General features: G+C 30.8%; 23 protein-coding genes and 1 pseudogene. 21 read left to right on the top strand and 3 right to left on the bottom strand.

The genetic code is table 11. The features are described 5' to 3' along the window. The 8 genes from mfd (at nt 1) to B2Y85_RS07360 (ending at nt 6,431) form a co-directional block, all read left to right on the top strand. Nucleotides 1–3,066 (top strand): transcription-repair coupling factor, encoded by a 3,066-nt coding sequence (mfd, locus tag B2Y85_RS07395; RefSeq protein WP_372519843.1) that lies wholly within the window; start codon nt 1–3, stop codon nt 3,064–3,066. 251 nt (nt 3,067–3,317) lie between these two features. Next, nucleotides 3,318–3,575, top strand: a complete 258-nt coding sequence (gene rpsP / locus B2Y85_RS07390) for a 30S ribosomal protein S16 (protein WP_372519842.1) — start codon at nt 3,318–3,320, stop codon at nt 3,573–3,575. A gap of 62 nt (nt 3,576–3,637) precedes the next feature. After that, nucleotides 3,638–3,868, top strand: coding sequence for a KH domain-containing protein (locus tag B2Y85_RS07385; RefSeq protein ID WP_372519841.1), 231 nt, complete (start codon nt 3,638–3,640; stop codon nt 3,866–3,868). A 5-nt stretch (nt 3,869–3,873) separates the two neighbouring features. Continuing rightward, nucleotides 3,874–4,203, top strand: a complete 330-nt coding sequence (locus B2Y85_RS07380) for a ribosome maturation factor RimM (protein WP_372519840.1) — start codon at nt 3,874–3,876, stop codon at nt 4,201–4,203. Then, a complete protein-coding gene (gene trmD / locus B2Y85_RS07375) occupies nt 4,193–4,900 on the top strand; it encodes a tRNA (guanosine(37)-N1)-methyltransferase TrmD (protein WP_372519839.1) in 708 nt (235 codons plus the stop codon). The genes B2Y85_RS07380 and trmD overlap by 11 nt, the downstream gene beginning before the upstream one ends. 21 nt (nt 4,901–4,921) lie before the next feature. Next, the gene (gene rplS, locus B2Y85_RS07370) at nt 4,922–5,293 is read left to right on the top strand and encodes a 50S ribosomal protein L19 (protein ID WP_372519838.1); all 372 of its coding nucleotides are present in this window, start codon (nt 4,922–4,924) and stop codon (nt 5,291–5,293) included. Nucleotides 5,294–5,305: 12 nt separating this feature from the next. Next, nucleotides 5,306–5,929: a ribonuclease HII gene (locus tag B2Y85_RS07365; RefSeq protein WP_372519882.1), complete on the top strand. Its 624-nt coding sequence runs from the start codon at nt 5,306–5,308 to the stop codon at nt 5,927–5,929. Between the two features lie 133 nt (nt 5,930–6,062). Continuing rightward, a complete protein-coding gene (locus tag B2Y85_RS07360) occupies nt 6,063–6,431 on the top strand; it encodes a YraN family protein (RefSeq protein WP_372519837.1) in 369 nt (122 codons plus the stop codon). On the opposite strand, the gene B2Y85_RS07355 is transcribed toward B2Y85_RS07360, so the two are convergent. Genes B2Y85_RS07355 through B2Y85_RS07345 form a run of 3 tightly spaced genes read right to left on the bottom strand, consistent with a single transcriptional unit; the run spans nt 6,421 to nt 8,810 of the window. After that, a complete protein-coding gene (locus B2Y85_RS07355; protein WP_372519836.1) occupies nt 6,421–7,581 on the bottom strand; it encodes a M20 metallopeptidase family protein in 1,161 nt (386 codons plus the stop codon). The two genes, B2Y85_RS07360 and B2Y85_RS07355, sit on opposite strands and share 11 nt — an antisense overlap. A 16-nt stretch (nt 7,582–7,597) precedes the next feature. Next, the gene (locus tag B2Y85_RS07350) at nt 7,598–8,470 is read right to left on the bottom strand and encodes an NAD(P)H-hydrate dehydratase (protein WP_372519835.1); all 873 of its coding nucleotides are present in this window, start codon (nt 8,468–8,470) and stop codon (nt 7,598–7,600) included. A 1-nt stretch (nt 8,471) separates the two neighbouring features. Continuing rightward, nucleotides 8,472–8,810 carry a holo-ACP synthase gene (locus B2Y85_RS07345; protein ID WP_372519834.1) on the bottom strand — a complete coding sequence of 113 codons (339 nt, stop codon included), beginning with the start codon at nt 8,808–8,810 and terminating at the stop codon, nt 8,472–8,474. 143 nt (nt 8,811–8,953) lie between these two features. Here B2Y85_RS07345 and B2Y85_RS07340 point away from each other — a divergent pair, with 143 nt between their 5' ends. The 13 genes and pseudogenes from B2Y85_RS07340 (at nt 8,954) to B2Y85_RS07280 (ending at nt 25,733) form a co-directional block, all read left to right on the top strand. Continuing rightward, nucleotides 8,954–9,925 (top strand): GDP-mannose 4,6-dehydratase, encoded by a 972-nt coding sequence (locus B2Y85_RS07340; RefSeq protein ID WP_372519881.1) that lies wholly within the window; start codon nt 8,954–8,956, stop codon nt 9,923–9,925. 102 nt (nt 9,926–10,027) lie between these two features. Next, nucleotides 10,028–11,323 (top strand): nucleotide sugar dehydrogenase, encoded by a 1,296-nt coding sequence (locus B2Y85_RS07335; protein WP_372519833.1) that lies wholly within the window; start codon nt 10,028–10,030, stop codon nt 11,321–11,323. 3 nt (nt 11,324–11,326) lie between these two features. Then, a complete protein-coding gene (locus B2Y85_RS07330; RefSeq protein WP_372519832.1) occupies nt 11,327–12,136 on the top strand; it encodes a glycosyltransferase family 2 protein in 810 nt (269 codons plus the stop codon). Beyond that, the gene (locus B2Y85_RS07325; protein ID WP_372519831.1) at nt 12,133–12,963 is read left to right on the top strand and encodes a glycosyltransferase family 2 protein; all 831 of its coding nucleotides are present in this window, start codon (nt 12,133–12,135) and stop codon (nt 12,961–12,963) included. The genes B2Y85_RS07330 and B2Y85_RS07325 overlap by 4 nt, the downstream gene beginning before the upstream one ends. 15 nt (nt 12,964–12,978) lie before the next feature. Beyond that, a pseudogene (locus tag B2Y85_RS07320) lies at nt 12,979–13,944 on the top strand (hypothetical protein); the annotation flags it as partial. Nucleotides 13,945–13,946: 2 nt separating this feature from the next. Further along, nucleotides 13,947–14,675, top strand: a complete 729-nt coding sequence (gene lgt, locus B2Y85_RS07315; RefSeq protein ID WP_372519830.1) for a prolipoprotein diacylglyceryl transferase — start codon at nt 13,947–13,949, stop codon at nt 14,673–14,675. Continuing rightward, a complete protein-coding gene (locus tag B2Y85_RS07310) occupies nt 14,665–15,558 on the top strand; it encodes an RluA family pseudouridine synthase (RefSeq protein WP_372519829.1) in 894 nt (297 codons plus the stop codon). Before lgt ends, B2Y85_RS07310 begins: the two co-directional genes overlap by 11 nt. A gap of 6 nt (nt 15,559–15,564) precedes the next feature. Further along, complete coding sequence (locus B2Y85_RS07305; protein WP_372519828.1) at nt 15,565–17,262, top strand: glycosyltransferase family 39 protein; 1,698 nt, start codon at nt 15,565–15,567, stop codon at nt 17,260–17,262. Then, complete coding sequence (locus B2Y85_RS07300; protein WP_372519827.1) at nt 17,255–19,708, top strand: TIGR03960 family B12-binding radical SAM protein; 2,454 nt, start codon at nt 17,255–17,257, stop codon at nt 19,706–19,708. The genes B2Y85_RS07305 and B2Y85_RS07300 overlap by 8 nt, the downstream gene beginning before the upstream one ends. Further along, on the top strand, nt 19,698–20,912 hold the full coding sequence (locus tag B2Y85_RS07295) for a tetratricopeptide repeat protein (RefSeq protein WP_372519826.1): 1,215 nt from the start codon (nt 19,698–19,700) through the stop codon (nt 20,910–20,912). Before B2Y85_RS07300 ends, B2Y85_RS07295 begins: the two co-directional genes overlap by 11 nt. Before the next feature lie 14 nt (nt 20,913–20,926). After that, the gene (locus B2Y85_RS07290) at nt 20,927–22,360 is read left to right on the top strand and encodes an Rne/Rng family ribonuclease (RefSeq protein WP_372519825.1); all 1,434 of its coding nucleotides are present in this window, start codon (nt 20,927–20,929) and stop codon (nt 22,358–22,360) included. A 4-nt stretch (nt 22,361–22,364) separates the two neighbouring features. Continuing rightward, nucleotides 22,365–23,579 (top strand): hypothetical protein, encoded by a 1,215-nt coding sequence (locus tag B2Y85_RS07285; RefSeq protein WP_372519824.1) that lies wholly within the window; start codon nt 22,365–22,367, stop codon nt 23,577–23,579. Nucleotides 23,580–23,582: 3 nt separating this feature from the next. After that, nucleotides 23,583–25,733, top strand: a complete 2,151-nt coding sequence (locus B2Y85_RS07280) for a tetratricopeptide repeat protein (RefSeq protein ID WP_372519823.1) — start codon at nt 23,583–23,585, stop codon at nt 25,731–25,733. The last annotated feature ends 87 nt before the right edge of the window (nt 25,734–25,820 follow it).

Below are 25,820 nucleotides of genomic sequence, written 5' to 3'. Positions count from 1 at the left end.
ATGACAGAAAAGAAAATTTTTGATACAAAAAAACTTTATATATCAGGGGTAAACGAGTGTTCGGTAGCACACTTTTTATCCCAATATATATTAACAAGTAACGAAAAATCTATGCTTGTCATACTCAATGATAACGAAATAGATTCCGTAAGCCAAGATATCAAAACTTTTCTTGATAATAAAAATATAACGGTATTGGAATATCCGTCCGATGACGAAGCCAAAAGAATAATAACATTATCTAAAATATCGGCATTACAGCAAACCGTTGTTGTTGCCGACAAAGAATCTGTAGATAAAGAAGTATTAACTTTTAATGCTTTACAGGATAATACCATAACTTTAAAAGTAAATAACGGATACAAATACAGCGGTATAATAACGACATTATCAAAAATAGGATATTCAAGAGAAAATTTTGTTGAAGATAAAGGTCAGTTTTCCGTAAGGGGAGATATACTTGATATTTGGCCTTGCGATAACGAAAATCCTATAAGAATAACTTTTGATTTCGAAATGGTGGAAACAATAAAAACTTTTGATTATATCTCGCAAAGATCACAACAATATTTGGATGAAATAACCATCCTTCCGTACAAAATTGTAGATACAAAAACGACATTGTTAGACCAATTAAATAATAACTTTGTTGTATATTGTGATGATGAAATAGAAAAAGACAGCCGTTTCGATAAATTTAATTTGATAATAAACGATCCGTTAAACAAAAAATCTATCCATTATAATTATCAAAGTTTTCAGGGATTTCAAGGCGACATAAAATATTTTATCGGGTTAATACAAGATTTAAAATATAATGCGATACCTATAAAAATATATTGTTCCAACGAACCGGAAAAACAAAAGATGGTGGACTTGTTTTATGAAAACGGATGGGAGTTCGACGATATACCGGCCATGACAATTATGCCGTTATGGCACGGCTTTTATTTGAAAGACGAAGTTGCGATAATTTCCACAAAAGAAATTCTTTATAAAAGAAAACAAATAAGTTTCCCTAAGATGAAAAGCGGTAAACGACTTGAAGGTATATGGGAAATATCCGCAGGCGATTATGTCGTTCACGAAAAGTATGGTATAGGGAAATATAAAGGATTAAAGAAGATAAGTCAGTCCGATAAGACCGCGGAATATTTGTGCATAGAGTACAGAAAAGGGGATAAACTTTATGTTCCGCCGGACGATTTTAGAGTAGTACAAAAATATATCGGTGTTGAAGGTGTAAAACCGAAACTGTATTCTATGGATACATTTGCTTGGGAACGAGTAAAACACAGAGCCAGAGAAGAAGCTTCCGCTTTTGCTAAAGAGTTGTTAAAACTTTATGCTCAAAGAGCACAAACACAAAGACAACCGTATCCGCAAATGAGTTTATTGGAAAAAGATTTGGCAGACTCTTTTGCCTATGAAGAAACAACGGACCAATTAAAAGCTATAGAAGATATAAACAACGACTTTTCCAAACCGTATCCTATGGAAAGGTTAATTTGCGGTGATGTGGGGTTCGGTAAAACCGAAGTAGCTTTAAGGGCGGCATTTAAAGTTGTGTGCCAATCAAAGCAGGTTGCACTTCTTGTTCCTACGACGGTTTTAGCAGAACAACATTACAACACTTTTGTTAACAGGTTGGCGGCATTTCCGGCGAAAGTTGAAGTTATAAGCAGATTCCAAAAACCCGCTCAACAAAAAAAGATTTTGCAGGAACTTAAAGCAGGAAATATTGATATTATTGTAGGTACACACAGACTGTTGCAAAAAGATGTTGAGTTCAAAAATTTGGGACTTTTGATTATAGATGAAGAGCACAGGTTCGGTGTTAAACAGAAAGAAAAAATTAAACAGATGAAACAAAATATAGATATATTAATGTTATCGGCTACTCCTATTCCGAGAACATTATCGGGAGCATTGTACGGGTTAAGAGATTTATCTTTAATAGAAACACAACCTTACGGAAGACAACCTATAGAAACAAATATTGCATTTTACGATTCCAAACTTATAAAAAATATTATCGAGGCTGAACTTTCAAGAAACGGGCAGGTATTTTATGTTTATAACAGAGTTGAAACAATATTAAATAAAGCTGCCGAAATAAAAAAGTTGTTGCCTGATATAAGGTTGGATGTTATACACGGGCAAATGAAACCGTCCGAGATAGAAAAAGTTATGTGGCGATTTTTGCACAGGGAACTGGATGTTTTGATAGCTACAACTATAATAGAGTCCGGTATAGATATTCCTACGGTAAACACAATGATAATAGAAGATGCACAAAATTTCGGGCTTTCGCAACTTCATCAGTTAAGAGGAAGAATCGGCAGAGAAAAACAAAAAGCATACTGTTACCTTTTTTATAAAGAAAAAGATATGAACGATGATGCAATTAAAAGACTTGAAGCAATGAAAAATTTCAGTGAGTTGGGTTCTGGATACAAGATTGCATTAAAGGATTTGGAAATAAGAGGTGCGGGCGGTATATTAAGTGCAAAACAGCACGGTTTTGTCAGGGATATCGGTTACGAGATGTTTGCAAGATTACTTGAAGAAGAAGGACACAAAGTCAGAGGTGTTCCGCAAAAAGAAGACAGAAAACATAATGTTGAAGTTGACTTATATATAGATGCTTTTATTCCGCAGGCTTATATTGAAGATGAAGATATAAGAATATTGTTTTACAGAAAGATATCAAACATATATGTTCAGGAAGAAATTGATGAAATAAGAAACGAACTTTTGGACAGATTCGGAAAAATACCGGAAAATGTGGAAAATTTGTTCAAAATAGCACAAATTAAAATAAATGCATCAAAGATTTTTGTTGAAAGAATTTCCGAAGATAAAAGATTTTGTTACATATATTTCAGAAAAGATACAAATTTTGACAGAATAGACTCAATGAGATTTATAACGGATTACAATTCTTTGGTGGAATTTAACAGAACGGACAGTTTCAGCTTTAAATTGGTAAAAAGCAAAATATATTCAAATTTCATTGATTATATAATACAATTCTTAAAAGAATTTAAAAAATATATGAAATAAAAATCGCTCTGCGATTTTTGAGATATAGAAGTATAGATGTATGGAAGGATAGAAACGCCAACTACAAAACAAGTTGTCATTCAGGACTTGATCTTGAATCTATGTTAAAAGTTTCCGAAATTATACATTGTAAATTATAAATTGTAAATTGTTTCCCCGGTTGTTGACAAATTAGCCAAAATCATATAAAATCTTATACTAACTTGCTTTGTAATAAGCAGGTTAAGTATTTTATTTAAGGAGAAATGTAAATGAGTGTGAGAATTCGTCTACAGAGAATAGGAAGACCGAAAAGAGCATACTATAGAGTAGTTGCTATTGATCAAAGAGCAAAAAGAAACGGCAAACCTATTGAAATTTTAGGACAATACGATCCGGTATTGCAGGAAAACAAATTAAATGTAAAAAAAGACAGAGTTGAGTATTGGTTGAAAACCGGTGCAAAACCTTCCGATACTGTTGCAGATTTATTGAAGAAAGCATCAGCACCGGCAGAAGAAAGCAAATAGTATTTGTATTTAATTTGAGTAGTATTAAAATTTAAACTAAAGAAAATAACGGAGATATAGAAATGAAAGAATTAATACTTTTTATAGCAAAATCATTAGTAGATAACCCAGATCAAGTTGAAGTAAATGAAGTTATAGGTGAAAAATCAACAATTTTGGAACTTAAAGTTGCAGCAGGCGACAGAGGCAAAATTATCGGTAAAGAAGGAAGAATAATAAAAGCTATCAGAATAATTTTGAATTCTGCTTCCGCAAAGCTTGATAAGAGAACAACATTGGAGATAGTAGAGTAGTAAAAATGGGTAGTACTCGCAAAACTGCCGCTAAGACATCTTGGAAAGTGGCGGATATTTTAGGTTTTGAAGTTTTTGATCAAGACGGAAATAAGTTGGGATTGTTAGCAGATGTTATATCAACAGGCAACAATGATGTTTGGACAATAAAGTCCGATACGGAAGAACTTTTAATTCCGGCATTGAAAAGTATAGTTACAAAAGTAGATATATCGAAAAAAAGAATTTTTGTTTCTTTACCGGACGGATATGTTGATATTTACGGAACAAAAGTAAAATTGGAAGATGCGGTAGTTGTAGAAGAATTTTCCGGAATTACTGTTTATGAAGATTGATATATTGACTATATTTCCCGATATGTTTAAAGGTCCTATGACTTGCAGTTTAATGAATAGGGCAATACAGAACAAAATTTTAGATGTAAACTATATAGATATCAGATCTTTTACAAAAGATAAACACAAAAAAGTAGATGATAGACCGTTCGGCGGCGGACCTGGTATGTTAATGCAGGTTGAACCTATATATCTATCGTTGAAAAGTGTTGGTGTAAGAAAGAAAAATTGTTTATACAAAAATCCTTACAAAAAACCTTATGTGATTTATATGAGTCCGCAAGGCAACTTATTAAACACTAAAAAGGTTAAAACTCTTTCGAAATATGAACATTTAGTTTTACTTTGCGGTCATTACGAAGGAGTTGATGAAAGGGTTTTAAATTGGGTGGATGAAGAAATCTCTATAGGGGATTATGTCTTGACCGGCGGTGAGATTCCGGCAATGGTTTTAATAGATTCCGTTGCAAGAATGTTACCGGGAGTTGTTCAAGACAAATCGTCCGTAGAACAAGATTCTTTTTATGACGGGATGCTTGATTATCCTCAATATACCCGCCCTGCAAAATTTAAAAATTTTAAAGTACCGGAAGTGTTGTTATCCGGTAATCATTTAGAAATAGAAAAATGGCGAAAACAGCAGTCTTATGAGAGAACAAAAAACAGAAGACCTGACCTGTTAAAGTTAAAAAAGTAATTAAGTTAAAGGAGTAGTAAAATGTCACTTATAGACCAAATCGAAGCAGCACAAAAAAAAGATGTTAAAGTTCAATTCAAGGCCGGAGATACAGTAAGGGTTTTCTTCAAAGTTGTTGAAGGCGGAAATGAAAGAATTCAGGCTTTTGAAGGTGTAGTTATACAGAAAAAAGGTACAGGTTTAACCGAAACTTTTACGGTAAGAAAAATCTCTTTCGGTGTCGGAGTAGAAAGAATATTCCCTATTCATTCACCGAGAATCGATAAAATACAAGTAGTAAGACAAGGTAAAGTAAGAAGAGCAAAACTTTACTACTTAAGAGATTTAGCAGGTAAAGCAGCAAGAATTTCCGAAGTACAAAACAAACAACAAGCAGAAGCTGCAGCAAAGTAATAATAAAAGGAAATTAAAATTTCTCTTTTTGAATTTGATAAAGATTTTTATAATAAAGGACTTCAATTTGTCTCAGGTGTTGATGAGGCAGGTCGAGGTCCTTTAGCAGGTCCGGTGGTAGCAGCCGCAGTTATCCTTCATAAAGATATATTCATAGATGGCGTAAACGATTCAAAAAAACTAACCGAAAAGAAGAGAAAAGTTCTCTTTGAAGAAATAAAACAGAAAGCTTTTTCTTACGGTATAGGAATAGTTGATGCCAAAACAATAGATGAAATAAATATTTTGCAGGCAACATTTCTTGCAATGAGAAAAGCATTGGAGCAGTTATCGGTAAAACCGGATTTAGTTTTGGTTGACGGTAATCATACAATACCTAATTTACAAAATAAACAACAGGCAATAGTTTCCGGTGATGCTAAGAGTGCATGCATTGCATGTGCATCGATACTTGCAAAAGTTACAAGAGATAATATGATGTATGAATATGCAAAACAATATCCGCAATATAATTTTGAAAAGCATAAAGGGTACGGCACAAAAGCACATATTGAGGCAATAGAAAAATACGGTCCTTGTCCTATACACAGAATGACATTTGCTCCGTTAAATTCAAAGCAACTTGAATTGCTTTGATAGAAGATTTGAGATATATAGATATAGAATTGTTGTCATCCCGCACTTGATGCGGGATCTTGTAGTTAAAAGTAGTTGTCGTTCAAACTATAAGCCATAAACTGTAAGCTTTAAGCTATTAAAAGGTATAACAATGAAAGAGTTGACTACGGATATCGGCAAAAAATACGAAGACGAAGCAGTTAATTTTCTTAAAAAATTAAACTATAAAATTATAGAACAAAATTTTAAACTTTTGCCGATAGGGGAAATAGATATTGTTGCCAAAGATAAAAAAACAATAGTTTTTGTTGAAGTAAAGTACAGAAAAACCAAAGAATTCGGAACACCTGCCGAATTTGTAACAAAATCCAAGCAAAATAAAGTAATAAAAACAGCACTATGTTATATTAAACAAAACAAAATAAAAGCAGATATAAGATTTGATGTTATATCAATTTGCCAAACGGAAATCGAACATATAAAAAATGCTTTTTGTCCTGATACTTATTTTACTTATTAAGGAAAAGTTTTGCGGTATTAGCTAAAATTTCCGCACCTTTAGGAAGAGCAGTTTCATCTAAATCAAACTTTTCATGATGCCAAGGATAAGACGTTTTCTCGTTTGAAGAAGTTCCCACATAAATAAAAGCACCTTTAACCTCATGTAAATATTCGGCAAAATCTTCGCCGGCCATAGACGGGTTTTTTAAAAATTCTATATTTTTGGGACCGTAAACTTGTTTCGCTGATTCGTAACATAAATCTACAACGGAATCCGTATTTATTAAAGGATTGTTCAAAACTTGATAATCAAAAGTGTATGTCATTGAATAACTTTTACAAATACCTTGCAGTCTTTTTATCATTTCTTTTTTTATAAGTTCTCTCGTTTTTTCACTGAATGTTCTGACTGTTCCCACAACGGTTACTTTGTCTGCAATTATATTATATTGTTGTCCGCCTTCAACTTTTCCTACGGTAACAACTACCGGCTCAACGGGATTTACTATTCTTGAAGGAATAGTTTGTAAAGACATTATAAATTCACTTGTTGCAACAATAGGATCTTTGGATAAATGAGGATATGCACCATGTCCTAAAAGGCCTTTTATTTCTATAACAAATTTATCTACTCCCGCCATCATTGCACCGTATTTTAAAGCAACTTTACCTGATTTTGTCCAAGGACTTACATGTGCACCTATAATGCAATCAACTTTGTTTGCAGATAATACTCCTTCTTTTATCATCCCTTTGGATCCGCCGGCAGTTTCTTCATCAAGTTGGAACGTGAACTGAATTTTACCCGCAAACTCTTCTTTTTGTTTAGCTAAAATCATGGCGGCACCGAGTAACATTGTTGTGTTGCCGTCATGACCGCAAGCATGCATTACACCCGGATTTTTTGATTTATATGAATGATTGTTTTTTTCTTTTATGGGAAGCGCGTCCAAGTCCGCTCTTAAAGCAATAACTTTAGTTTTTTTATTGGTTTTCTTTGTTCCTTCCAAAATTCCGATAACACCTGTTTTACATAATCTGTATGTTTTTATGCCTTGTTCTTTTAAAGTCTTTTCTACTAAATCGGCAGTCTTAAATTCTTTATTACTGAGTTCCGGATTTTGATGGATGGTTCTTCTTATATTCTGTAAAGTTTTAAATAAGTTCATATCTTTCTCCGAAAAATTACTTTGTAATTTTTTTTATTGCTTTAAATATATTTCCGATTATATCACTTGCCGTCATTGAAACTTGAGATTTTTCCTTAGCTGCAAAATCTCCGGCAAGACCGTGAACATAAACCGCAGTTGAAACTTTTAACAATAAATCTTTGTTTTCAATACATGCAAAAGCGGAAATTATACCGGTTAAAACATCACCGCTTCCGGCCGTAGCCATACCGGCATTTCCGGTAGTGTTCACATATACTTTTTTACCGTCACTGACAACTGTTTTATGTCCTTTCAATAAACAAATTATATCATTATTTTCAGCAAAAGTTTTAGTTATTTCTTTTCTGTAATTCTTATCTTCTTTATATTTTACTCCCGATATCCTTTCAAATTCTTTAGGGTGGGGAGTAACTATTATTTTAGATTTTGAATTTTTAAATTCTTTTATTATTGAATTTTTTTGTTTGCCTTCCAACGAATTCAGACCGTCGGCATCGATTGTTACATAAATATCAAACTTTTTTATTATCGATAATATTAAATTTTTTACGGAACTGCTTTTACCCGTTCCGCAACCGATAGCTACCGAAGTAATTTTTCTTTTTTCTATAAATTTTAATATTTTATTTTGTGCAGACTTTGAAAAAGTTCCGTTTTTTTCTTCGAGAGGCAAAAGCATTATTTCCGGTTTAATATTTTTTGCTATAACAGGATAAGCCGATTTCGGAAACGCAATTGTTACAAGACCTGCACCTGAAGTTATTGCAGAATTAGCACACAAAACTCCGGCTCCGGGCATATTGTAAGAACCGGCAATAACAAGTACATGTCCGAAATTATTTTTAAAACCGTTTTGATTTCTTTTAAATATATTTTTTATTTGCATTTTATTTAGAAGATACGGCAACAGCTACAACCGTTGTTTTGTTATGCGAAAAAGATATATCAATGTAAGACGCTTTTTTACCTTTAATATAAACTTCAGGTTTTCCTGAAACCGAATTTTTAAACGATATGTCCGTTATTACCAATTTTTTTGATTTGTTTATTGCTTTCCAAACAGCTTCTTTGCCTGCAAATCTTACTGCAAAATGTTGAACGGCATTTTTCTTTTTAGACGAGCAATATTCTATTTCATCTTTGGAAAATACCCGTTCAATGAAATTTTTATCTTTTAATAATTTTTGAAATCTTTTTATTTCTTCTATATCTATTCCGATATTCATTTTTTGCAACCGATGAAAATTTTATTTATCGTCAAAATTGTATACTATTAATTAAAAAAAATCAATGATATATTTTTATCAAAAAAATTCGTTTTTTTATATATATTTTTTGTATAATATTTAAAATATTTTTTTTGAGGTAAATCATGAGCATAATTGTTACCGGAGTTGCCGGTTTTATTGCAAATAAAACCGCAGAGTTTTTATTGAAGTCGAAAAAAGAAGTTATAGGTATTGATAACATAAACGATTATTATGATGTTAAGATAAAAAATTACAGATTAAAGCAACTAAAAAAATATAAGAATTTTAAATTTTTTAAACTCGATATCGAGAATAAAAAATCTTTAGAAAAAATATTTTCGAAAAATAAAATTTCCGCCGTTATCAATTTGGCTGCAAGAGCCGGTGTAAGATACAGTATGGAAAACCCGTTTGTCTATGTTTCAACCAACACTATGGGAACGCTTAATCTTTTGGATTTGTGCAGAGAACATAAAATAAAAAAGTTTGTTTTAGCTTCGACATCTTCTCTTTATGCAGGCCAAAAAATGCCTTTTACGGAAGACCTTGCTGTTAATACCCCTATTTCGCCATATGCCGCTTCCAAAAAAGGTGCGGAAGCTATGTGTTATTCGTATCATTATTTGTATGGTATAGATATAAGCATAGTAAGATATTTCACTGTTTACGGACCTGCGGGAAGACCTGATATGAGTATAATAAGGTTTATAAAATGGATAGATGAGGGAACACCTATAGAACTTTTCGGGGACGGTTCTCAAAGCAGAGATTTTACTTATGTGGATGATATCGCAAAAGGAACAATAAAAGCATTAAAAAAAGTAGGTTTTGAAGTTATAAATTTGGGCGGCGGAAATAATCCTATTTCGTTGAACTATGTTATAGGGTTGATAGAACAATATTTAGGCAAAAAAGCTAAGGTTAACAGAAAACCTTTCCATAAAGCAGATATAGTTTCAACATGGGCGGATATTTCAAAAGCAGGTAAAATATTAAATTGGAAACCGACTGTTTCGTTGGAACAGGGAATAAAAAATACGGTAGATTGGTATTTGGAAAACCGCTCTTGGTTTAAAAATATAAAATTGTAAAACAGTTTTATATTTTGAGGTATAGAGGAATGGAAGTATAGAGGTCTGGAAACGGCAGAACGGTAAATTATACATTAAAATTTATCTTGTAGAGGATATAAAATGTACAAAGAATTATCAAAGAAAATTGAAAAAAAAGAAGCACGTATTGGAGTTATAGGTTTAGGTTATGTCGGACTTCCTTTAGCGGTAGAACTTGCCAAAAAGGGGTTTGTTGTTACAGGTCTTGAAGTTGACAGCAAAAAAACTGAAAGTATAAATAATAAAAAATCTTATATAGGAGATATTTCCACAGAAGATATTAAAGCACTTGTAGAAGCAAAAAAACTTTCCGCTACAACAAATTTTAAAGCAATTTCAAAGTTGGATGTTGTTATTATTTGCGTTCCGACACCGTTAAGAAAATCTAAAGATCCCGATGTTTCATATATTGTTTCGGCAACAAACGAAATAAAAGAAAATTTAAAAAAAGGACAACTGATAATTCTTGAATCCACAACTTATCCAGGAACTACACAGGAACTTGTTCTTCCTATGCTTGAAGAAACCGGCTTAAAAGGCGGGAAAGATTTCTTCTTGGCTTTCAGTCCCGAAAGAATAGATCCTGCAAACAAAAAATTTACTATTGCAAATACTACAAAAGTTGTCGGCGGTATATGTCCCAAATCGGCGGATTTGGCTTGTGCCGTTTACGGAAGTTTTACGAAAGTTCATAAAGTATCATCTACACAAGCGGCAGAGATGGTAAAACTTTTGGAAAATACATTTAGAGCGGTAAATATCGGTCTTGTAAACGAAGTTGCTTTAATGTGTGACAGATTAGGCTTAAATGTTTGGGAAGTAATAAATGCTTCGGCAACAAAACCGTTCGGCTTTATGAAATTTACTCCCGGTCCCGGAATAGGCGGACATTGTATTCCGTTGGATCCTCACTATTTGTCATGGAAACTTAAAACATTGAATTTTTATTCCAGATTCATAGAACTTGCAGGTGAAATAAATTCCAAAATGCCGGAATATGTTGTAACAAAATTGGCGGACGCATTAAACGAAAAAACAAAATCTATAAAAGGTTCTAAAATACTTGTGTTAGGTGTAGCTTACAAAAAAGATGTTGCTGATTTAAGAGAATCTCCTGCACTTGATGTTATGACATTGTTAATAAATAAACAAGCAAAACTTTCTTATTATGATCCGTATGTTTCAACAGTGAAAGTCGCAAATAAAATATTAAAATCAGAAAAAAATATTTCCGCTATTGCAAAGTATGATGCGGTTGTAATATTAACGGATCACTCTTGCATAGATTATGCGAATGTCGTTAAAAAATCTAAACTTGTTTTTGATACAAGAAATGCAACAAATTTAATGAAATCTCCAAAAATAGTAAGGATATAATTGGTGAATAAAGGGAAAAAATTATCAATTGTTTTGGTTACGAGAAATTCTAAATCCGTGTTGTTTGATTGCCTTAAAGCATTGGATAATAACGATGAAATTACATCTTCAAAATATTCTCAATGGATTATAGTTGATAATGACAGTACCGACGGTTCAATAGAAGAAGTTTTAAATTTATATCCTCAAACACAAGTTATAAAAAACAAAGAAAATTTAGGTTTTGCAAAAGCTGCAAACCAAGGTTTTGGTTCTTGTGAAAGTGATTTTATTTTATATATAAATACCGATACCGAAATTAAAAAGAATTCAATATCAAAATTGTATAATAAAATAATTTCGGATAAAAGTATTGCAGTTATCGGACCAAGACTTTTAAGAAAAAATAATACTGTTCAAAAATCGGTTTATCCGGAAGCAACTTTATATACCGAAATTTTTAAACCTGTAGTAAAGTTGTGTGTATCGATAAAAGAAAATTTTTATAAAGCAGGTAAATGTTATACGGTTAATTCACTAAGAGGAGCTTGTTTTATAATAAATAAAGCGTATATGAAACAAGTAGGCGGTTTTGATGAAAGATATTTCTTTTATTTGGAAGAAACAGACTTGTTCAGACAATTAAAATTGATCGGTAAAAAAATTTGTTATCTTCCGGAAAGTGAAGTTTATCATTATGGCGGTTTAGGTAGTGATGATAAAATGACATTTAATAAGAAAAAAATGTATAACGAATCTTTACTGAAATATTTCGATAAAAACAGAAACAAGTTTGAAAATTTTATTATAAGGATGATGATAAAGAATAAATGAAAATATCGTTGGTAATGATTGCTAAAAATGAAGAAAAAAATATTGCCAAATCGTTGGAAAGTGTTAAAGGGTTGGTAAGTGAAATTATTGTTGTTGACAGCGGTTCAACGGACAACACAAATAAAATAGCGCAATCTTACGGAGCCAAAATTTTTAAAAGACCTTTCGATAATTTTTCCGCTCAAAAAAATTATGCATTGTCACTTGCTTTAAACGAATGGGTGTTACATCTTGATGCCGACGAAGTGTTGTCAGAACAACTAAAAGAAGAAATAAAAAATGCCGTAGAAACAGCACAATGTGACGGCTTTATGTTAACCAGAGAAAATTTTTTTCTTGGCAGAAAAATGAAATATTCAGGTGTTGCAAAAGAAGACATACTCAGACTTGCAAAGAAATCTTTATCTAAATATGTCGGTGGAATTATTCATGAAGAGTTGTCCGTTGACGGAAAAGTCGGAAAATTAAACAATGTCTTTTATCATTATACATGTCAAGATTTAGACGGATATTTTAATAAATTCGAACAATATACAACTTTGGCTGCATTAAAAATGGCCGGAAAAAACAAAAAAGCAAATATCATTGATATCGTTTTCAGACCGCCGATTGAATTTATAAAAAGATACATTTTAAAGCTGGGTTTTTTAGACGGATTTGAAGGTTTTGTTTGGGCAGTTTTGGGTTCATATTACACTTTTGCAAAATATATAAAACTTTATTTGTTGAACAAAAAACAAAAATGCAATCCCTATGCTCATGCAGTTAAAATGGAAGATAACTTATTGAAACCGGAAAAAGATATTAAAAATATTTCAAAATTCTGATATAAGGAAAATGAGAAAAATAAAATGATATACGACTGTTTTACTTTTTTTAATGAATTTGATTTGTTGGAAATAAGGTTAAACGAATTAGATTCCGTGGTAGATAAGTTTGTCTTGGTTGAGGCTACAAAAACCTTTTCCGGACTTGATAAACCGTTGTATTTTAATGAAAACAAGAATAAATTCAATAAGTTTTTAAATAGAATAATATATGTTGTTGTCGATAAATATCCAAATATGGACGGCGATTGGGTAATTGAAAATTATCAAAGAAATGAGATATTAAAAGGATTAATTAATTGTAATGATGATGATGTTATATTGATATCGGACTGTGATGAAATACCAAGACCGAGTTCGATTTTAGATAACAAAGATAAACCGGGATTAAAAATTCTTGAACAAGAAATGTATTATTATTACTTTAATTTGAAGGCATCGTCAAAATGGGTATCAGGTACAAGAATGCTTTTTTATAAAGATTTAAAAAACGGATTTGATAATGTTGATAATTACAGTAAAACTGTTATAAAAGAATTAAATATAGGCACTACACCGCAAAAAGTTAGGCATATTAACGACGGCTTATTAATAAAAAATGCGGGATGGCATTTTACATATACCGGCGGAGTAGATATGATTATAAAAAAAATAAAATCTTTTTCTCATTTTAGAGAAGTATCAAATATAAACAGAGAAAAAATAGAAAAGGAAATACGAAACGGTAATGCACAATTTAATTCCGATATGTTTTTGTTTCCCGTATCAATAGACAAATCTTTTCCTGAATATATCTGTAACAATAAAAATAAATATAAAGACTATATCCTGGTTCAAACAACAAAAGAAAAAATTTGTTGTTTTATGAATATAGTTATAAAACAGCCTAAACATATTTTGAAAAATTTTGTGTATTCCGTTTTTGGTAAAGAAAATTTAAAAGTAATAGAAAAGAAAATAAAAAATTTATTTAGAAAATAATCATGTATCCGGAACTTTTTTCTATCGGTAAAATTACAATATATACTTACGGTGTTCTTGTAGCACTGGGGTTTTTTGTGGGTATGCAATATATTGTTAAATATTCAAAAAATATAATAGCAAAACAACAAGTATATGATTTTTTGTTTTATGTTATTTTGGTCGGAATTATCGGCGCAAGATTGTTTTATGTAACGCTCGATTTACCTTACTATAAATCTAATCCTTTGGAAATTTTACAAGTTTGGAAAGGAGGACTTGTATATTACGGCGGTTTTGTTGCAGTATTGATTTTTGCATTTTTTTATTGCAGATACAAAAAAATAAATATTGTAAAACTTATGGATGTTTTTGCACCGGCTTTAGCATTGGGACATGCTTTCGGAAGAATAGGTTGTTTCTTTTCCGGATGTTGTTACGGAAAAAACAGTGATTGTTTTTTTGCAATAGCACAAAAGCATCCTACACAATTGTATGAAGCATTCGGTAATTTTATAATATTTTATATACTACATAATCGTCTAAAAAAATCTCATAAGGACGGATATGTTTTTGTTTTGTATATGATATTGTATTCACTTTTAAGATTTTTTGTTGAGTTTTTCAGAGGAGATGACAGGGGAACATTTTTTCTCGGATTATCTCCGGCACAAAATATTTCAATAGTTATATTTGTTGTGGCAGCGGTAATTTTATTGTTTACAAAAAACGGGGCTAAAAATGAAAAATAAGTTTGTTTGCGAAAAAGATACGAATGAAAGATTGGATTGCTTTATGAACAATTTGCATAAAGAATATTCAAGAACATATTTTCAAAATATGATAAAAGACGGGAAATTGTTGGTAAACGGTAAAAAAGTTCATCCCAGTTATAAAGCAAAACAGAATGATAATATAGAATACACTATTGAAGATAATGTTGAAATTTCTTTAAAGCCGGAAAATATTCCTTTAAATATTATTTATGAAGATAACGATATAATAGTTATAAACAAACAAGCCGATTTGGTTGTTCATCCTTCTTTCGGTCACGAAACGGGAACGTTGCTTAATGCTTTGTTATATCATTTCAAAGGAAAATGCAGCCCGTTTATGGTTCACAGATTGGATAAAGATACAACAGGTGCAATAATTTTTGCAAAAAACGAAAAATCAAAAGTTTCTCTGTCTAAACAATTTCAAAAAAGGACAATACATAAAACATATGTTACGGCGGTAACCGGAACAGTTGTTGAAGAACAGGGCAGAATAGAAGCTCCGTTGGGCCGTTCCATGCAGAACAGAAAAATTATAGAAGTCGGACCGCTTGCAAAGAAAATGGCAATAACCGAATTTAAAGTGTTGTCAAGAAGCAGAGATGTTTCTTTGCTCGAAGTTCATATTATTACGGGAAGAACGCACCAAATAAGAAGCCATATGAAATATATAGGGCATCCCGTTTTGGGAGATGTTGATTACGGCGGCAGTGACCATTTAAAAGATATTAAATTTACAAGACAAATGTTACATTCTTACAGAGTCAGATTTACTCATCCCGTGACAAGTAAGGAAATGGAATTAATTGCTCCTTTGCCGGAAGATATGAAAAGTTTGTTTAAAAATATAAAGTTATAATTAACCATGCTAAAAAAAATAAAAAATTTTTTAAATACAAATATTTTTTTCTTAATACTATTAACAATAGTTGTTTTTTCTTTGTACGGAAAATCGATAAGTTTTGAAGAAACCGGTTTTGATGATACTTCTCTAATAACAAAAAATATTAATTTTATTTCAAATTATAAGAATATTCCGAAATTGTTTATAATGTCACCGTATTACGACAATTTTACAACGTATTACAGACCGATGTTATCGGTATCTTTCGCAATAGAAGCTTTTTTTGTAAGAAATAATTTAAGATTATATCACATAACAAACATTATTTTATTCATTTTATCTTTATATCTTTTTTATTTGTTTTGCATTGAACTAAAGCTTAATTCGGTAATAACAAAATTTGTATTACTTATAGTTGCCGTACATCCGATGTTTGTTTCTGTAGTAGCTTGGATACCGGGAAGAAATGATAGTCTGTTGACTGTTTTTTATTTTTCATCTTTTATATTTTTTATAAAGTATTTAAATACTCAAAAAATAAAATATGCTTTTTTATTCGGACTTTTCTTTGTCCTTTCTCTTTTTACTAAAGAAACTTTTATAGTGTTAATTCTTTTATATTTTGTTTATTTGTTTTTATTCGAACACGAAATTCAAAAAAAGAAACTGCTTTTTCTTTTTTTTAGTTTGGTCCCTTTCGTGCTCGCTTTCTTTTTTTTAAGGAGTTATGCCGTTTATACATTCGGATATGAACATTATGCTTTAAAAATCAGTGTTATAACATTAAATTTTATTAAATATATTTTTATTTATGTCTATAATTTTTTTGTTCCCGAATATATCCCGACAATGTTATTTAATGTCAGTTTAAGTTTGAAAACAGTTGTATATAATTTGTTGTTTATTTCGGTAATATTGTTTGCCTTGTATAAAAAAATGTTGTCAAAAAAAATATTTGTTTTTTCAATTTTGCTTGTCTTTTTAGCTCTATCGCCTACTTTTTTACAGGAAGATGTAGTTTATTTAAATCATAGATTTATTGTTTGTTCTTTGGGAATAATAATGATTATCGTTTCTGCTTTTGAATATTTGATTTCAAATTTTGAAAAGATAAAAATCTTTTTTATAATCTGTTCAATTATACTTTTTGTAAGCTTGTTTCTTTTTTCTTACAAACAAGAGGACAAATATAAAGATTCCGAAACTTTTTGGGTAAATGCATATGTAGATAGTCCGGAAAATGTTCTTACATGTAAAAATTTAGCACGAATTTATTTGGATAGAGGAATGTTGAAAGAAGCGGAACACTTTATGAAAAAGACAATTGAGTTAAAATCAAATTACGGAACGCTTATTGATTATGCGAGATTTTTAATTATGACAGGAGATATGGAACAGGCTGAAACTGCTTTGTTGCAATTAGAAAACGATATGAAAAAAGGAAAAGATTTCGTGTATTATCCGTTAAGTATAATATATTATAAAAAGCAAGACTACAAAAAGGCAGAATATTATGCATTAATGGCATATGAAATCAATCGTTATGATATGAACTATTGCAAACAGTTGATAAAAATATATGATGTAACGGAAAAATATGATGAAGAACTGAAAGTTTATGAACAACTGTCAGGATACGATAAAAGAAATAAAGAATACAAGAATAAAATAACGGAACTTAAAGAAAGAATAAAAAACAGGGAAACGAAAAATGCTTGATTTGGATAAAATATTACCGCTTGTTCAAAGACCGTCAAGATATATAAATCACGAAATAAATTCATATAAACCGGACATGGAAAATGATGTCTCCATATGTTTGTGTTTTCCGGATATTTATGAAATAGGTGCATCCAATTTAGGACTTGAAATTTTGTATCACTTGGTCAACGAAAAAAAAGTTGCAAGATGCGAAAGAGCATATGCTCCCGATACGGATTTGGAACAAATATTAAGGCAAGAAAAAATCAGTCTTTTTTCTTTGGAATCTAAAAGTCCGTTAAAAGAGTTTGATATAGTAGGTTTTAGTTTACAGTGCGAACTTGTCGGAACAAATATTGTTAATATGTTGTCGTTGTCGGATATTTCTGTTTTTGCAAAGGACAGAAAAGAAGATGAACCTTTGATTATCGGCGGCGGACCTGTAATGGCAAACCCCGAACCGTTTGCGGATTTTTTTGATTTGTTTACCATAGGTGACGGTGAAGTTTCCATGGTTAAAATCTTAGAAACATACAGAACTTGCAAAAAAAACAAGTTAAGCAGAAAAGAAACTCTTTTTGAACTTTCTAAAATAGAAGGTATTTATATACCGGCATTTTACGATGTCAGTTATAATGAAGACAATACCGTAAAATCCGTAAAACCGAACATTGAAGGTGTTCCCGAAACGATAAAGAAAACAACAGTGGATTTGGATAAAGTTTTTTTTCATAATAACAAAATTGTTCCTTTTGTCGAAACCGTTCACAACAGATTGAATATTGAAGTGGCAAGAGGATGTGTAGGCAGATGCAGATTTTGCCAGGCATCAAAATATTACAGACCTTGGCGGGCAAGAAAAGTAGAAACTATTTTAAATTTGTTGGATGAAAGTTTAAAAAATACCGGATATGAAGAAGTTTCTTTTTCATCGTTATCTTGTACCGACTATAAAGATTTGGAAGAACTTTTGTTGCAGACAAACGAAAAATATTATAAACAAAATCTTAATGTTACTTTACCTTCTATGAGATGCAATAAATTTTCATTAAAGGTTGCCGAATATTTAAACAGGGATAAAAAACCATCAATAACTTTTGCGCCTGAAGCAGGTTCCGACAGATTAAGAAATGTTATAGGGAAATATTTGTCCGAAAACGAAATAGTTGATACTTTAAATTTTGCCTATCAAATGGGGTGGCGGGCAATAAAATTATATTTTATGATAGGTCTTCCAACGGAAACTCCGGAAGATATTTCTGCAATAAAAACACTTATCGATAAAGTTAGAAAAACGGCTAACAGATTAAATTTCAGTATAACCGTATCTCCTTTTGTTCCGAAAGCCCAAACCGCATTTCAGTGGGAACCGATGTTTTCAAGCGAATATTTCAGAGATGTTATAACAAATATTAAAAAATCTGTTCCTGCCGATATCAGAGCTCATAATCATCAATCAAGCATAATAGAAGCTTTTCTGGCAAGAGCCGACAGACGAGTTTCAAAAGCGATATATATTGCTTGGCAAAAAGGTATGAGATTTGATCAATGGAAAGATAAATTTAATTTTGAAGTATGGACTGAAAGCATAAAAGAGGCAGGTTTTGATTTAAATTTTTATGTTTACAGAAGAAGAGATTTTGATGAAGTGTTACCGTGGCAACATATTAATTTAGGTGTGGACAAACAATTCCTTTATAACGATTATACAAACGGAATTAAAGAAACGGCAAATGTTGTTTCAGGTAAAGAAAAACAAGTAACAAAACTTCCCGAAAATATTTCTTCCGTAAAAAAAGAAATTTTTGAAACAAAGTTTAGAGTATTATTAAAATTTTCAAGAACAGGTTTCGTAAAATATGTATCGCAATTGGAACAAATAGATTTCTTTAGAAGGGCATTAAAAAGAACAAAATTACCGTTGGCATACACAAACGGTTTCAGTCCGCAGGTAAAAGCCGCTTTCGGACCGGCAATAGCGGTAGGTTATGAAAGCGACAGTGAATATGTCGATTTATCTTTAACGGAAAAAGTTGATTTGGTACAAATAAAACAGGAAATATCAAAAATATTGCCGGAAGGATATCAACTTTTAGATGCAAAATATATTCCTTTAAGATTTCCGTCAATAGAATCTGTTGTGAATTTGGCTGAGTATACGGTTAAAGGTGTTAAGTTGGAACAAAATTATTTGAATGAATATTTAAATCAAAAAGAAATTTTAATAAAAAAAATAAAAAAAGATAAAGAAACCATAGTGGATGTAAAAGATCTTATACGAGAAATACAAATTGTTGATGATAATACATTAAAAATCTTTTTAAGATTCGGGCCTGCAAAAAATATGAAACTTGAAAAAATTTTGCAAAACTTATTGAAAATACAAGAAAAAGATATAAAAATATTGTATACTAAAAGGGACAAGTTATTTGTTGAAAGTAAAGGAATTGTTTATGAAATTTAAAATGACGGCTGTTTTTATGCTTATTTGTTTTTTATCGTCAGCAATTTTTGCAGATAAATCAATTTTGTATATGAGTGACAGCGTGCATGTTTCGGATTATTTCAACACAAAATATATAGATATGTTGCAGAGTTTGATAGATGACGATTTCGGTAAAGGCACCGTAAATGTCAGCAAAATTACAAAATTCGATATGAACACAACCCAATGTTTGGAAATATGTGATGTTTTGTTTAACAAGAAACATCAAGATACATTGATACTTAATGTCGGAGACTCAAACTACCACAATTTATATGGCTTTGCCGCGTATATGAAAAACAGAGACAGAGATAAGACCGTGGTTATAAGAGAGAACAAAAATCTTTATGAAATAAATAACGAGATGTTAAAATTGTATGGAAGTACCGGCAAAAATACTTTAACAAAAGTTATCGGCGGTGTATATAATTCCTTAATGGGCGGAGGTTCCGACAAAACTTTTAAGCCTAAAGTTGTTCCTAATTTTTATGTTCTTAACAGTGATTTTACGGAAGATAATAATTTTATGGCAACAATAAAAACTTATGAACAAGCATGGCAACTTATAAGAGACGGAAGATTTGACGAAGCAAAAATCTTTTTGTCGACTATTATAGAGAAAAAACCGTCACAAAGTATGTTGTATTATGCTTTAGGTTCAACATATTTAACGGAAAATTCCGAGGGATGCGAAGCTAAAGCTTTACAATGTTTTGAAGACGGTATTCTTGTTGATCCGTTAAATAAATTAAATTTGTGTTATAAAGGTTTGGAATTAATTTACATGTTATACAAGGGAGAAATTACTGCTGACGTTTTGTTTTTTGCCAGGGGAATAAGCCAATATATTACTTTCCCGAGTGAAAGTTTGGAAGCTATAATGTCCATAAATACCGTAGATTATGATGAAAAAATACAAACAATAAATGATTGGATTTTGTCGGATATCGATAAGATAAGAAATAAAGCTTTTGTGGCAAATACAAATTTGATTTTTGTCGGTTATCCCGATAATATTCCGATAAATTCATTACTTTCGGATTATGCAAAAAATTCATCCAAAGCTATGTATATGGAAAACGACAAAATAAATGTTCAAGATAACTCGGATTTTACTATATACAGTATGGCAAAAAAAATATACGATTTTTTAACAGGAAACAGAATTTTAATTAAAAAGTGAGAATCTAAAATCAAATGTCCAAAGAAATAATTGTAAACAGAACTTTTGAAGAAACAAGAGTTGCTGTTTTAGAAAACGACAGATTATCTGATATCTTTATAGAAAGAAGAGAAACCGAAAAAATTTTAAACAATATATATAAAGGCAAAGTTCAAAATATTGTATCCGGATTGTCGTCTGCTTTTGTCGATATAGGCTTCGGAAAAAGTGCTTATTTGGGAATTGCCGATATTGTTGCACCGAAGAATGAAAAAAATATAGAGAATATGCTGAAAGTAGGACAAGATATAATGGTTCAAATTTATAAGGAACCTATCAGTACAAAAGGTCCTAAAGTTACCATGGATATATCTTTGCCGGGAAGACTTTTGGTGTATATGCCTTTCAGTAAAAGAATAGGCGTTTCAAAACAAATAGAAGATAAAGAAGAATATAACAGGCTGAAAAGTATAGTAAAGAAGCTGAAAGAAAATCTTGCCGGAGGGATAATCGTCAGAACCGAAGCCGAAGATGCAACCGAGGAAGAAATAGAAAGAGAAATGAAGTATCTTTCGAGATTGTGGGCTTCAATTATAAACAGGTTTAATAATTCAAAATGCGGAACTTGTGTTCATAAAGATTTAGGCGTCGTTTTTCAAACCGTCAGAGATCATTTTACCGAAGATGTGAAAATGATGCAAATCGATAATCAAAAAGAGTTGAACGATGTTGTTGAATTCGTAAGAACAGTTTCTCCGGAACTTGAAGACAGAATTGTTTTATATGAAGGCAAACAACCTATTTTTAAAGCTTACGGAATAGAAGAAGAAATAAAAAGATTAAGATCAAACAAAGCAAGATTGAAATCCGGCGGATATCTTATCATTCAAGAAGCGGAGTCTTTATGTGCTATAGATGTTAACAGCGGTAAATTTGTCGGCAACAATAATACGCAAGAAGAAGTGGTTACGATAACAAATATAGAGGCAGCTCAAGAAGTTGCCAGACAATTAAGATTAAGAAATATCGGCGGAATTATAGTTATAGATTTTATCGATATGAAAAAAGAAAAGAACAGAAAAAAAGTTTTGGAAGCCTTGAAAGAGGCAACTAAACATGATAAGGCTAAAATAAAAATATGGCCTATAACTCATTTGGGTCTTATAGAAATGACAAGGGAAAGAAAAAGAGAATCGTTGTTTTCTCTCTTGGGAGATACATGCCCTACTTGTCACGGACTCGGTCTTATATTATCGAAAGAATCTGTTTTCATTTCCGTATGTCAGGAAATAGAACAGATGAAAATAGAAAAATTTTTCGGAAAAATAAAAATTAAGCTTCATCCCGATGTGGCACAGTATTTTACCGAAAGAAAAAAAAGATTACATGAATTGTTTAAAAAAGATATAGATATTATTTCTACGGATGCCGTTACAAGGGAAGACTATAATATTATATTGGAACAATAAATGTATGAATAAATTTATTTTAAATCCCAAAGAAAAGTATGTCTTTATTATGGGGGCGGGTGCCAGTAAAGACGATAACCTTCCCATACAAGATGAAATTTTAAAAAATATATTGAAACAGGAATTTGCTTTTAAAAATAAAGAAGGTTCTCATATACGGGAATATAAAAAAGTTTCCAATGAAATAAAATCAATTTTAACAAATATTTTTACCGGTAAGAAATCAATAGATAATATATCCCTGGAAACTATTTTTAATGTTTTGGAAACAGCAATATACAAAAATGAAAATATAGGCAAAATACAACTTGAAAAGATAAAAAAATATTACGACAGTTTGTTAAAAGGCATAATGTTTGCCACTTTAACCGATGCAAAATTAAAAGAACATAATATTTTCAACAGGAAAGCGAAAAGCCCGTATACAATACTCGGACAAAAAATATATAACGGCTGCAAAAAACAAAATAATATAGATATATCTTTTATTACTTTTAATTATGATATTTGTTTGGATAGAGTATTGTTGTCGATGTATAATGAGGATGAAAACAAAAGTTTTGATGTTGATTTCGGTATAGATTTGGGAAATTATGAGCAAGAGAAATGGTTTCACAGACCGAGAAAAAGAAAAATAAGTTTGCTGAGACCGCACGGCTCTATAAATTGGGTTTTTTGTAAATCGTGCGGTAAAATTTTCTCTAAAATATCTAAACAGGGAAAACCGTTGGAACTTGTAGAAAGAACAAAATGTTATAACTGCGGACTTTCATCGGTTGAACCTTATATAGTTCACCCGACCAACAACAGAATTTATGAAAATAAATATATAATGCAAATATGGAGTAAAGTTGAAAATATTTTACAGGAAGCCGATAATTGGTGTTTTATAGGATATTCTTTGCCGGAAGCGGACAGATATTTTTCATATATCCTTTCAAAAATATACAATTTAAGAAAAATAAAAAAGAATAATCTTCCGAAAATTTCCGTTGTTAATCCGAACAGTTATATAAATAAGCATAAAAGTATTTTAGAAAAATTAAAGTCTTATAAAAACGATAATTTTGCTGTTGATATTAATGAGATAGACGATTATTTTTGTTATGTGCAAAAAGGTCGTGACGTTTTCAAAAGATTTGAAAACTATTTTAATGATGTAAAAAAATATGAGTGTAGTTTTAAAGAATTTGTGTTAAACTATTTTTGGGTAATATAGCATATGATAAAAAAAATTTTTTTATTATGTTTTTTTGTGTTTTTTTCGACATTTTTGTTTGCGGATGTTGAAAATGATATATCTGAACAAGCCGACCTATTGTTTAGAAACGGCGATTATTACAAAGCCGTAATAGAATACACGAAATTATTAAAAGAAGAAAAAGAAGATGCGGATTTGTTTTTAAAAAGGGGAGATGCAAAATATTTTTTAGATAATTATAATGGTGCTATCGGTGATTATTCATCCGCTTTGGATATTGAAATTTCTTCTCGGGCATATGTGTCAAGAGGAAAGGCGGAATTATTGTGTGAGCAATATGATGATGCAATTAAAGATTTTAATTCTGCATTAACAATAGAAAATTCCGCCTATGTTCATGCTCTTTTAGCTTGTGTAAATTTTAAAAAAGGTAATTACATTGAAGCTGTAAGAAATACTACGAATGCCATAAAAGTTTTGCCTAATGCTTTATTCTATTCAAGAAGAGGAATTGCCTACCAAAGTATGAGACAATATTATAACGCTTTACATGATTACACTACGGCAATAGATATGGAATCCGATAATTTGGAATATTATACTTATAGATATGAGTTATACAAAGTGATGAAAAAGTTTGATTCGGTTGATGAAGATAGTGCCGCTATCGATGCCATAAATGAAGATTATGATTCCGCAATAAAAAAATTAACGGAAATTTTAAGAAAAAAACAAAATTATGATATATATTACAATTTGGGTTTGTTAAAAAGTAAAGCGGGAGATAATTTAGGTGCGATAAACGATTTTACAAGTTCTATCGAAATGAAAAAAACACCGGAGGCTTTTTTTGAGAGAGGAAAAGCAAAGGCTAAAATAAATAAATATAACAGTGCGGTAGAAGATTTTAATACTTCGTTGAAAATGAAAAAAACGGCAGCGGCATATTTTGAAATTGCCGAAATATATTTCTTGTCTAAAAAATACGAGCAAGCCATAGAGTTTTACAATAAAACACTCAAAATGGAACAAAATTTGGAAGCAACGGTAAACAGATGGAATTGTTTTTATGAATTAAATAATTATAAAAGCATAATATTGGAAAAAATGAGTGTGGTTTCTCAATTTAACGATATTAGATTGTGGGATTTATCGGCTAAAGCCGAATATAAAATCGGAATGTATAAGGAAGCGTTAAGAGATACGGAACGTTCTTTAAAAATTTCTCCGAAAACGGAAACCTATGTCTTGGTTGCCGAAATTTACGAAAAAATGAAAGAATACAGGAAAGCAATTTTGAATTATACAATCGCAATAGATATAGAAAAAGAAAATGTGGGTTTTATAGCAAAACAGAATTTAAAGAATTTTTATTTAAAAAGGTCTGATTTGTATTTGTTAATAGACAGAAAAGATTTGGCACAGGCGGATAAAGGTTATTTCAGTGCCATTGTCGGCTCATATCAAAATAATGTTGCTATAGCAGAGCTTACGAAATCTTTGGAAATAAAACAAAATGCCGAAGTTTTTATTGCAAGAGGAGAATTAAAACTAAAAAATCAAGATTATAAAGAAGCCATTACGGATTTTAATAAAGCATTAAAAATAAAACAGTCCGCTACGGCATATTTGTATATCGGTAATACACAAATGGAAATGAATAAATATGATGAGTCTCTGAAAAGTTTTAATAAATCTTTACAAATAGATGCAAATAAAGATGAGACTTATCATGCGATCGCCAAACTTATGGAAAAAAAAGGTGATTACGATAAAGCTATTACATATTGTACTAAGGCCTTATCAATAAGAGAGAGAAGAATATATTATATATTGAGAGCAAGTTTATATGAAAAAATATTGAAAAACGATTTAGCTATGGCGGACAAAGGAAACATAAAAATTATGTTCGGTAATTATAAGGAAGCTATAAAGGATTATACCAAGTCTTTGGAAATATATGAAAATGCTTTTGTTTATGCAAAAAGAGGAGAAGCGGAAGAAAAGTTGAATATGTATGAAGAAGCTTTAAAAGATTATATAAAAGCAATAGAGTTGGATAAAACCGGGAAATATACACAATTAAAAGAAAATTTGTTTTCAAGAATGTCGCAAGAGCAGAAAGTTGTTTTCGAATTAAAAGAACTTGAAGATATATTGTTTGTCGAATAACATTCCGTATAATTAAATATAAGTTCAAAAAATAATTTATTAAAATCAATATTTTTATTGAAATTTGTTTTGTTTTTCAATATAATT

The sequence above is a fragment of the Candidatus Ruminimicrobiellum ovillum genome (assembly GCF_002392975.1).
In the GTDB taxonomy this organism is placed as follows: Bacteria; Elusimicrobiota; Endomicrobiia; order Endomicrobiales; family Endomicrobiaceae; genus Ruminimicrobiellum; species Ruminimicrobiellum ovillum.
Note: the sequence above shows the minus strand (reverse complement) of the source record. Positions and strands in the feature narration are given on the sequence as shown.

Excerpts from the sequence above, each read along its gene's own strand:
- mfd (WP_372519843.1), top strand. The coding sequence starts at position 1 with ATGACAGAAAAGAAAATTTTTGATACAAAAAAACTTTATATATCAGGG.
- rpsP (WP_372519842.1), top strand. The coding sequence starts at position 3,318 with ATGAGTGTGAGAATTCGTCTACAGAGAATAGGAAGACCGAAAAGAGCA.
- B2Y85_RS07385 (WP_372519841.1), top strand. The coding sequence starts at position 3,638 with ATGAAAGAATTAATACTTTTTATAGCAAAATCATTAGTAGATAACCCA.
- B2Y85_RS07380 (WP_372519840.1), top strand. The coding sequence starts at position 3,874 with ATGGGTAGTACTCGCAAAACTGCCGCTAAGACATCTTGGAAAGTGGCG.
- trmD (WP_372519839.1), top strand. The coding sequence starts at position 4,193 with ATGAAGATTGATATATTGACTATATTTCCCGATATGTTTAAAGGTCCT.
- rplS (WP_372519838.1), top strand. The coding sequence starts at position 4,922 with ATGTCACTTATAGACCAAATCGAAGCAGCACAAAAAAAAGATGTTAAA.
- B2Y85_RS07360 (WP_372519837.1), top strand. The coding sequence starts at position 6,063 with ATGAAAGAGTTGACTACGGATATCGGCAAAAAATACGAAGACGAAGCA.
- B2Y85_RS07355 (WP_372519836.1), bottom strand. The coding sequence starts at position 7,581 with ATGAACTTATTTAAAACTTTACAGAATATAAGAAGAACCATCCATCAA.
- B2Y85_RS07350 (WP_372519835.1), bottom strand. The coding sequence starts at position 8,470 with ATGCAAATAAAAAATATATTTAAAAGAAATCAAAACGGTTTTAAAAAT.
- B2Y85_RS07345 (WP_372519834.1), bottom strand. The coding sequence starts at position 8,810 with ATGAATATCGGAATAGATATAGAAGAAATAAAAAGATTTCAAAAATTA.
- B2Y85_RS07335 (WP_372519833.1), top strand. The coding sequence starts at position 10,028 with ATGTACAAAGAATTATCAAAGAAAATTGAAAAAAAAGAAGCACGTATT.
- B2Y85_RS07325 (WP_372519831.1), top strand. The coding sequence starts at position 12,133 with ATGAAAATATCGTTGGTAATGATTGCTAAAAATGAAGAAAAAAATATT.
- lgt (WP_372519830.1), top strand. The coding sequence starts at position 13,947 with ATGTATCCGGAACTTTTTTCTATCGGTAAAATTACAATATATACTTAC.
- B2Y85_RS07310 (WP_372519829.1), top strand. The coding sequence starts at position 14,665 with ATGAAAAATAAGTTTGTTTGCGAAAAAGATACGAATGAAAGATTGGAT.
- B2Y85_RS07305 (WP_372519828.1), top strand. The coding sequence starts at position 15,565 with ATGCTAAAAAAAATAAAAAATTTTTTAAATACAAATATTTTTTTCTTA.
- B2Y85_RS07300 (WP_372519827.1), top strand. The coding sequence starts at position 17,255 with ATGCTTGATTTGGATAAAATATTACCGCTTGTTCAAAGACCGTCAAGA.
- B2Y85_RS07295 (WP_372519826.1), top strand. The coding sequence starts at position 19,698 with ATGAAATTTAAAATGACGGCTGTTTTTATGCTTATTTGTTTTTTATCG.
- B2Y85_RS07290 (WP_372519825.1), top strand. The coding sequence starts at position 20,927 with ATGTCCAAAGAAATAATTGTAAACAGAACTTTTGAAGAAACAAGAGTT.
- B2Y85_RS07285 (WP_372519824.1), top strand. The coding sequence starts at position 22,365 with ATGAATAAATTTATTTTAAATCCCAAAGAAAAGTATGTCTTTATTATG.
- B2Y85_RS07280 (WP_372519823.1), top strand. The coding sequence starts at position 23,583 with ATGATAAAAAAAATTTTTTTATTATGTTTTTTTGTGTTTTTTTCGACA.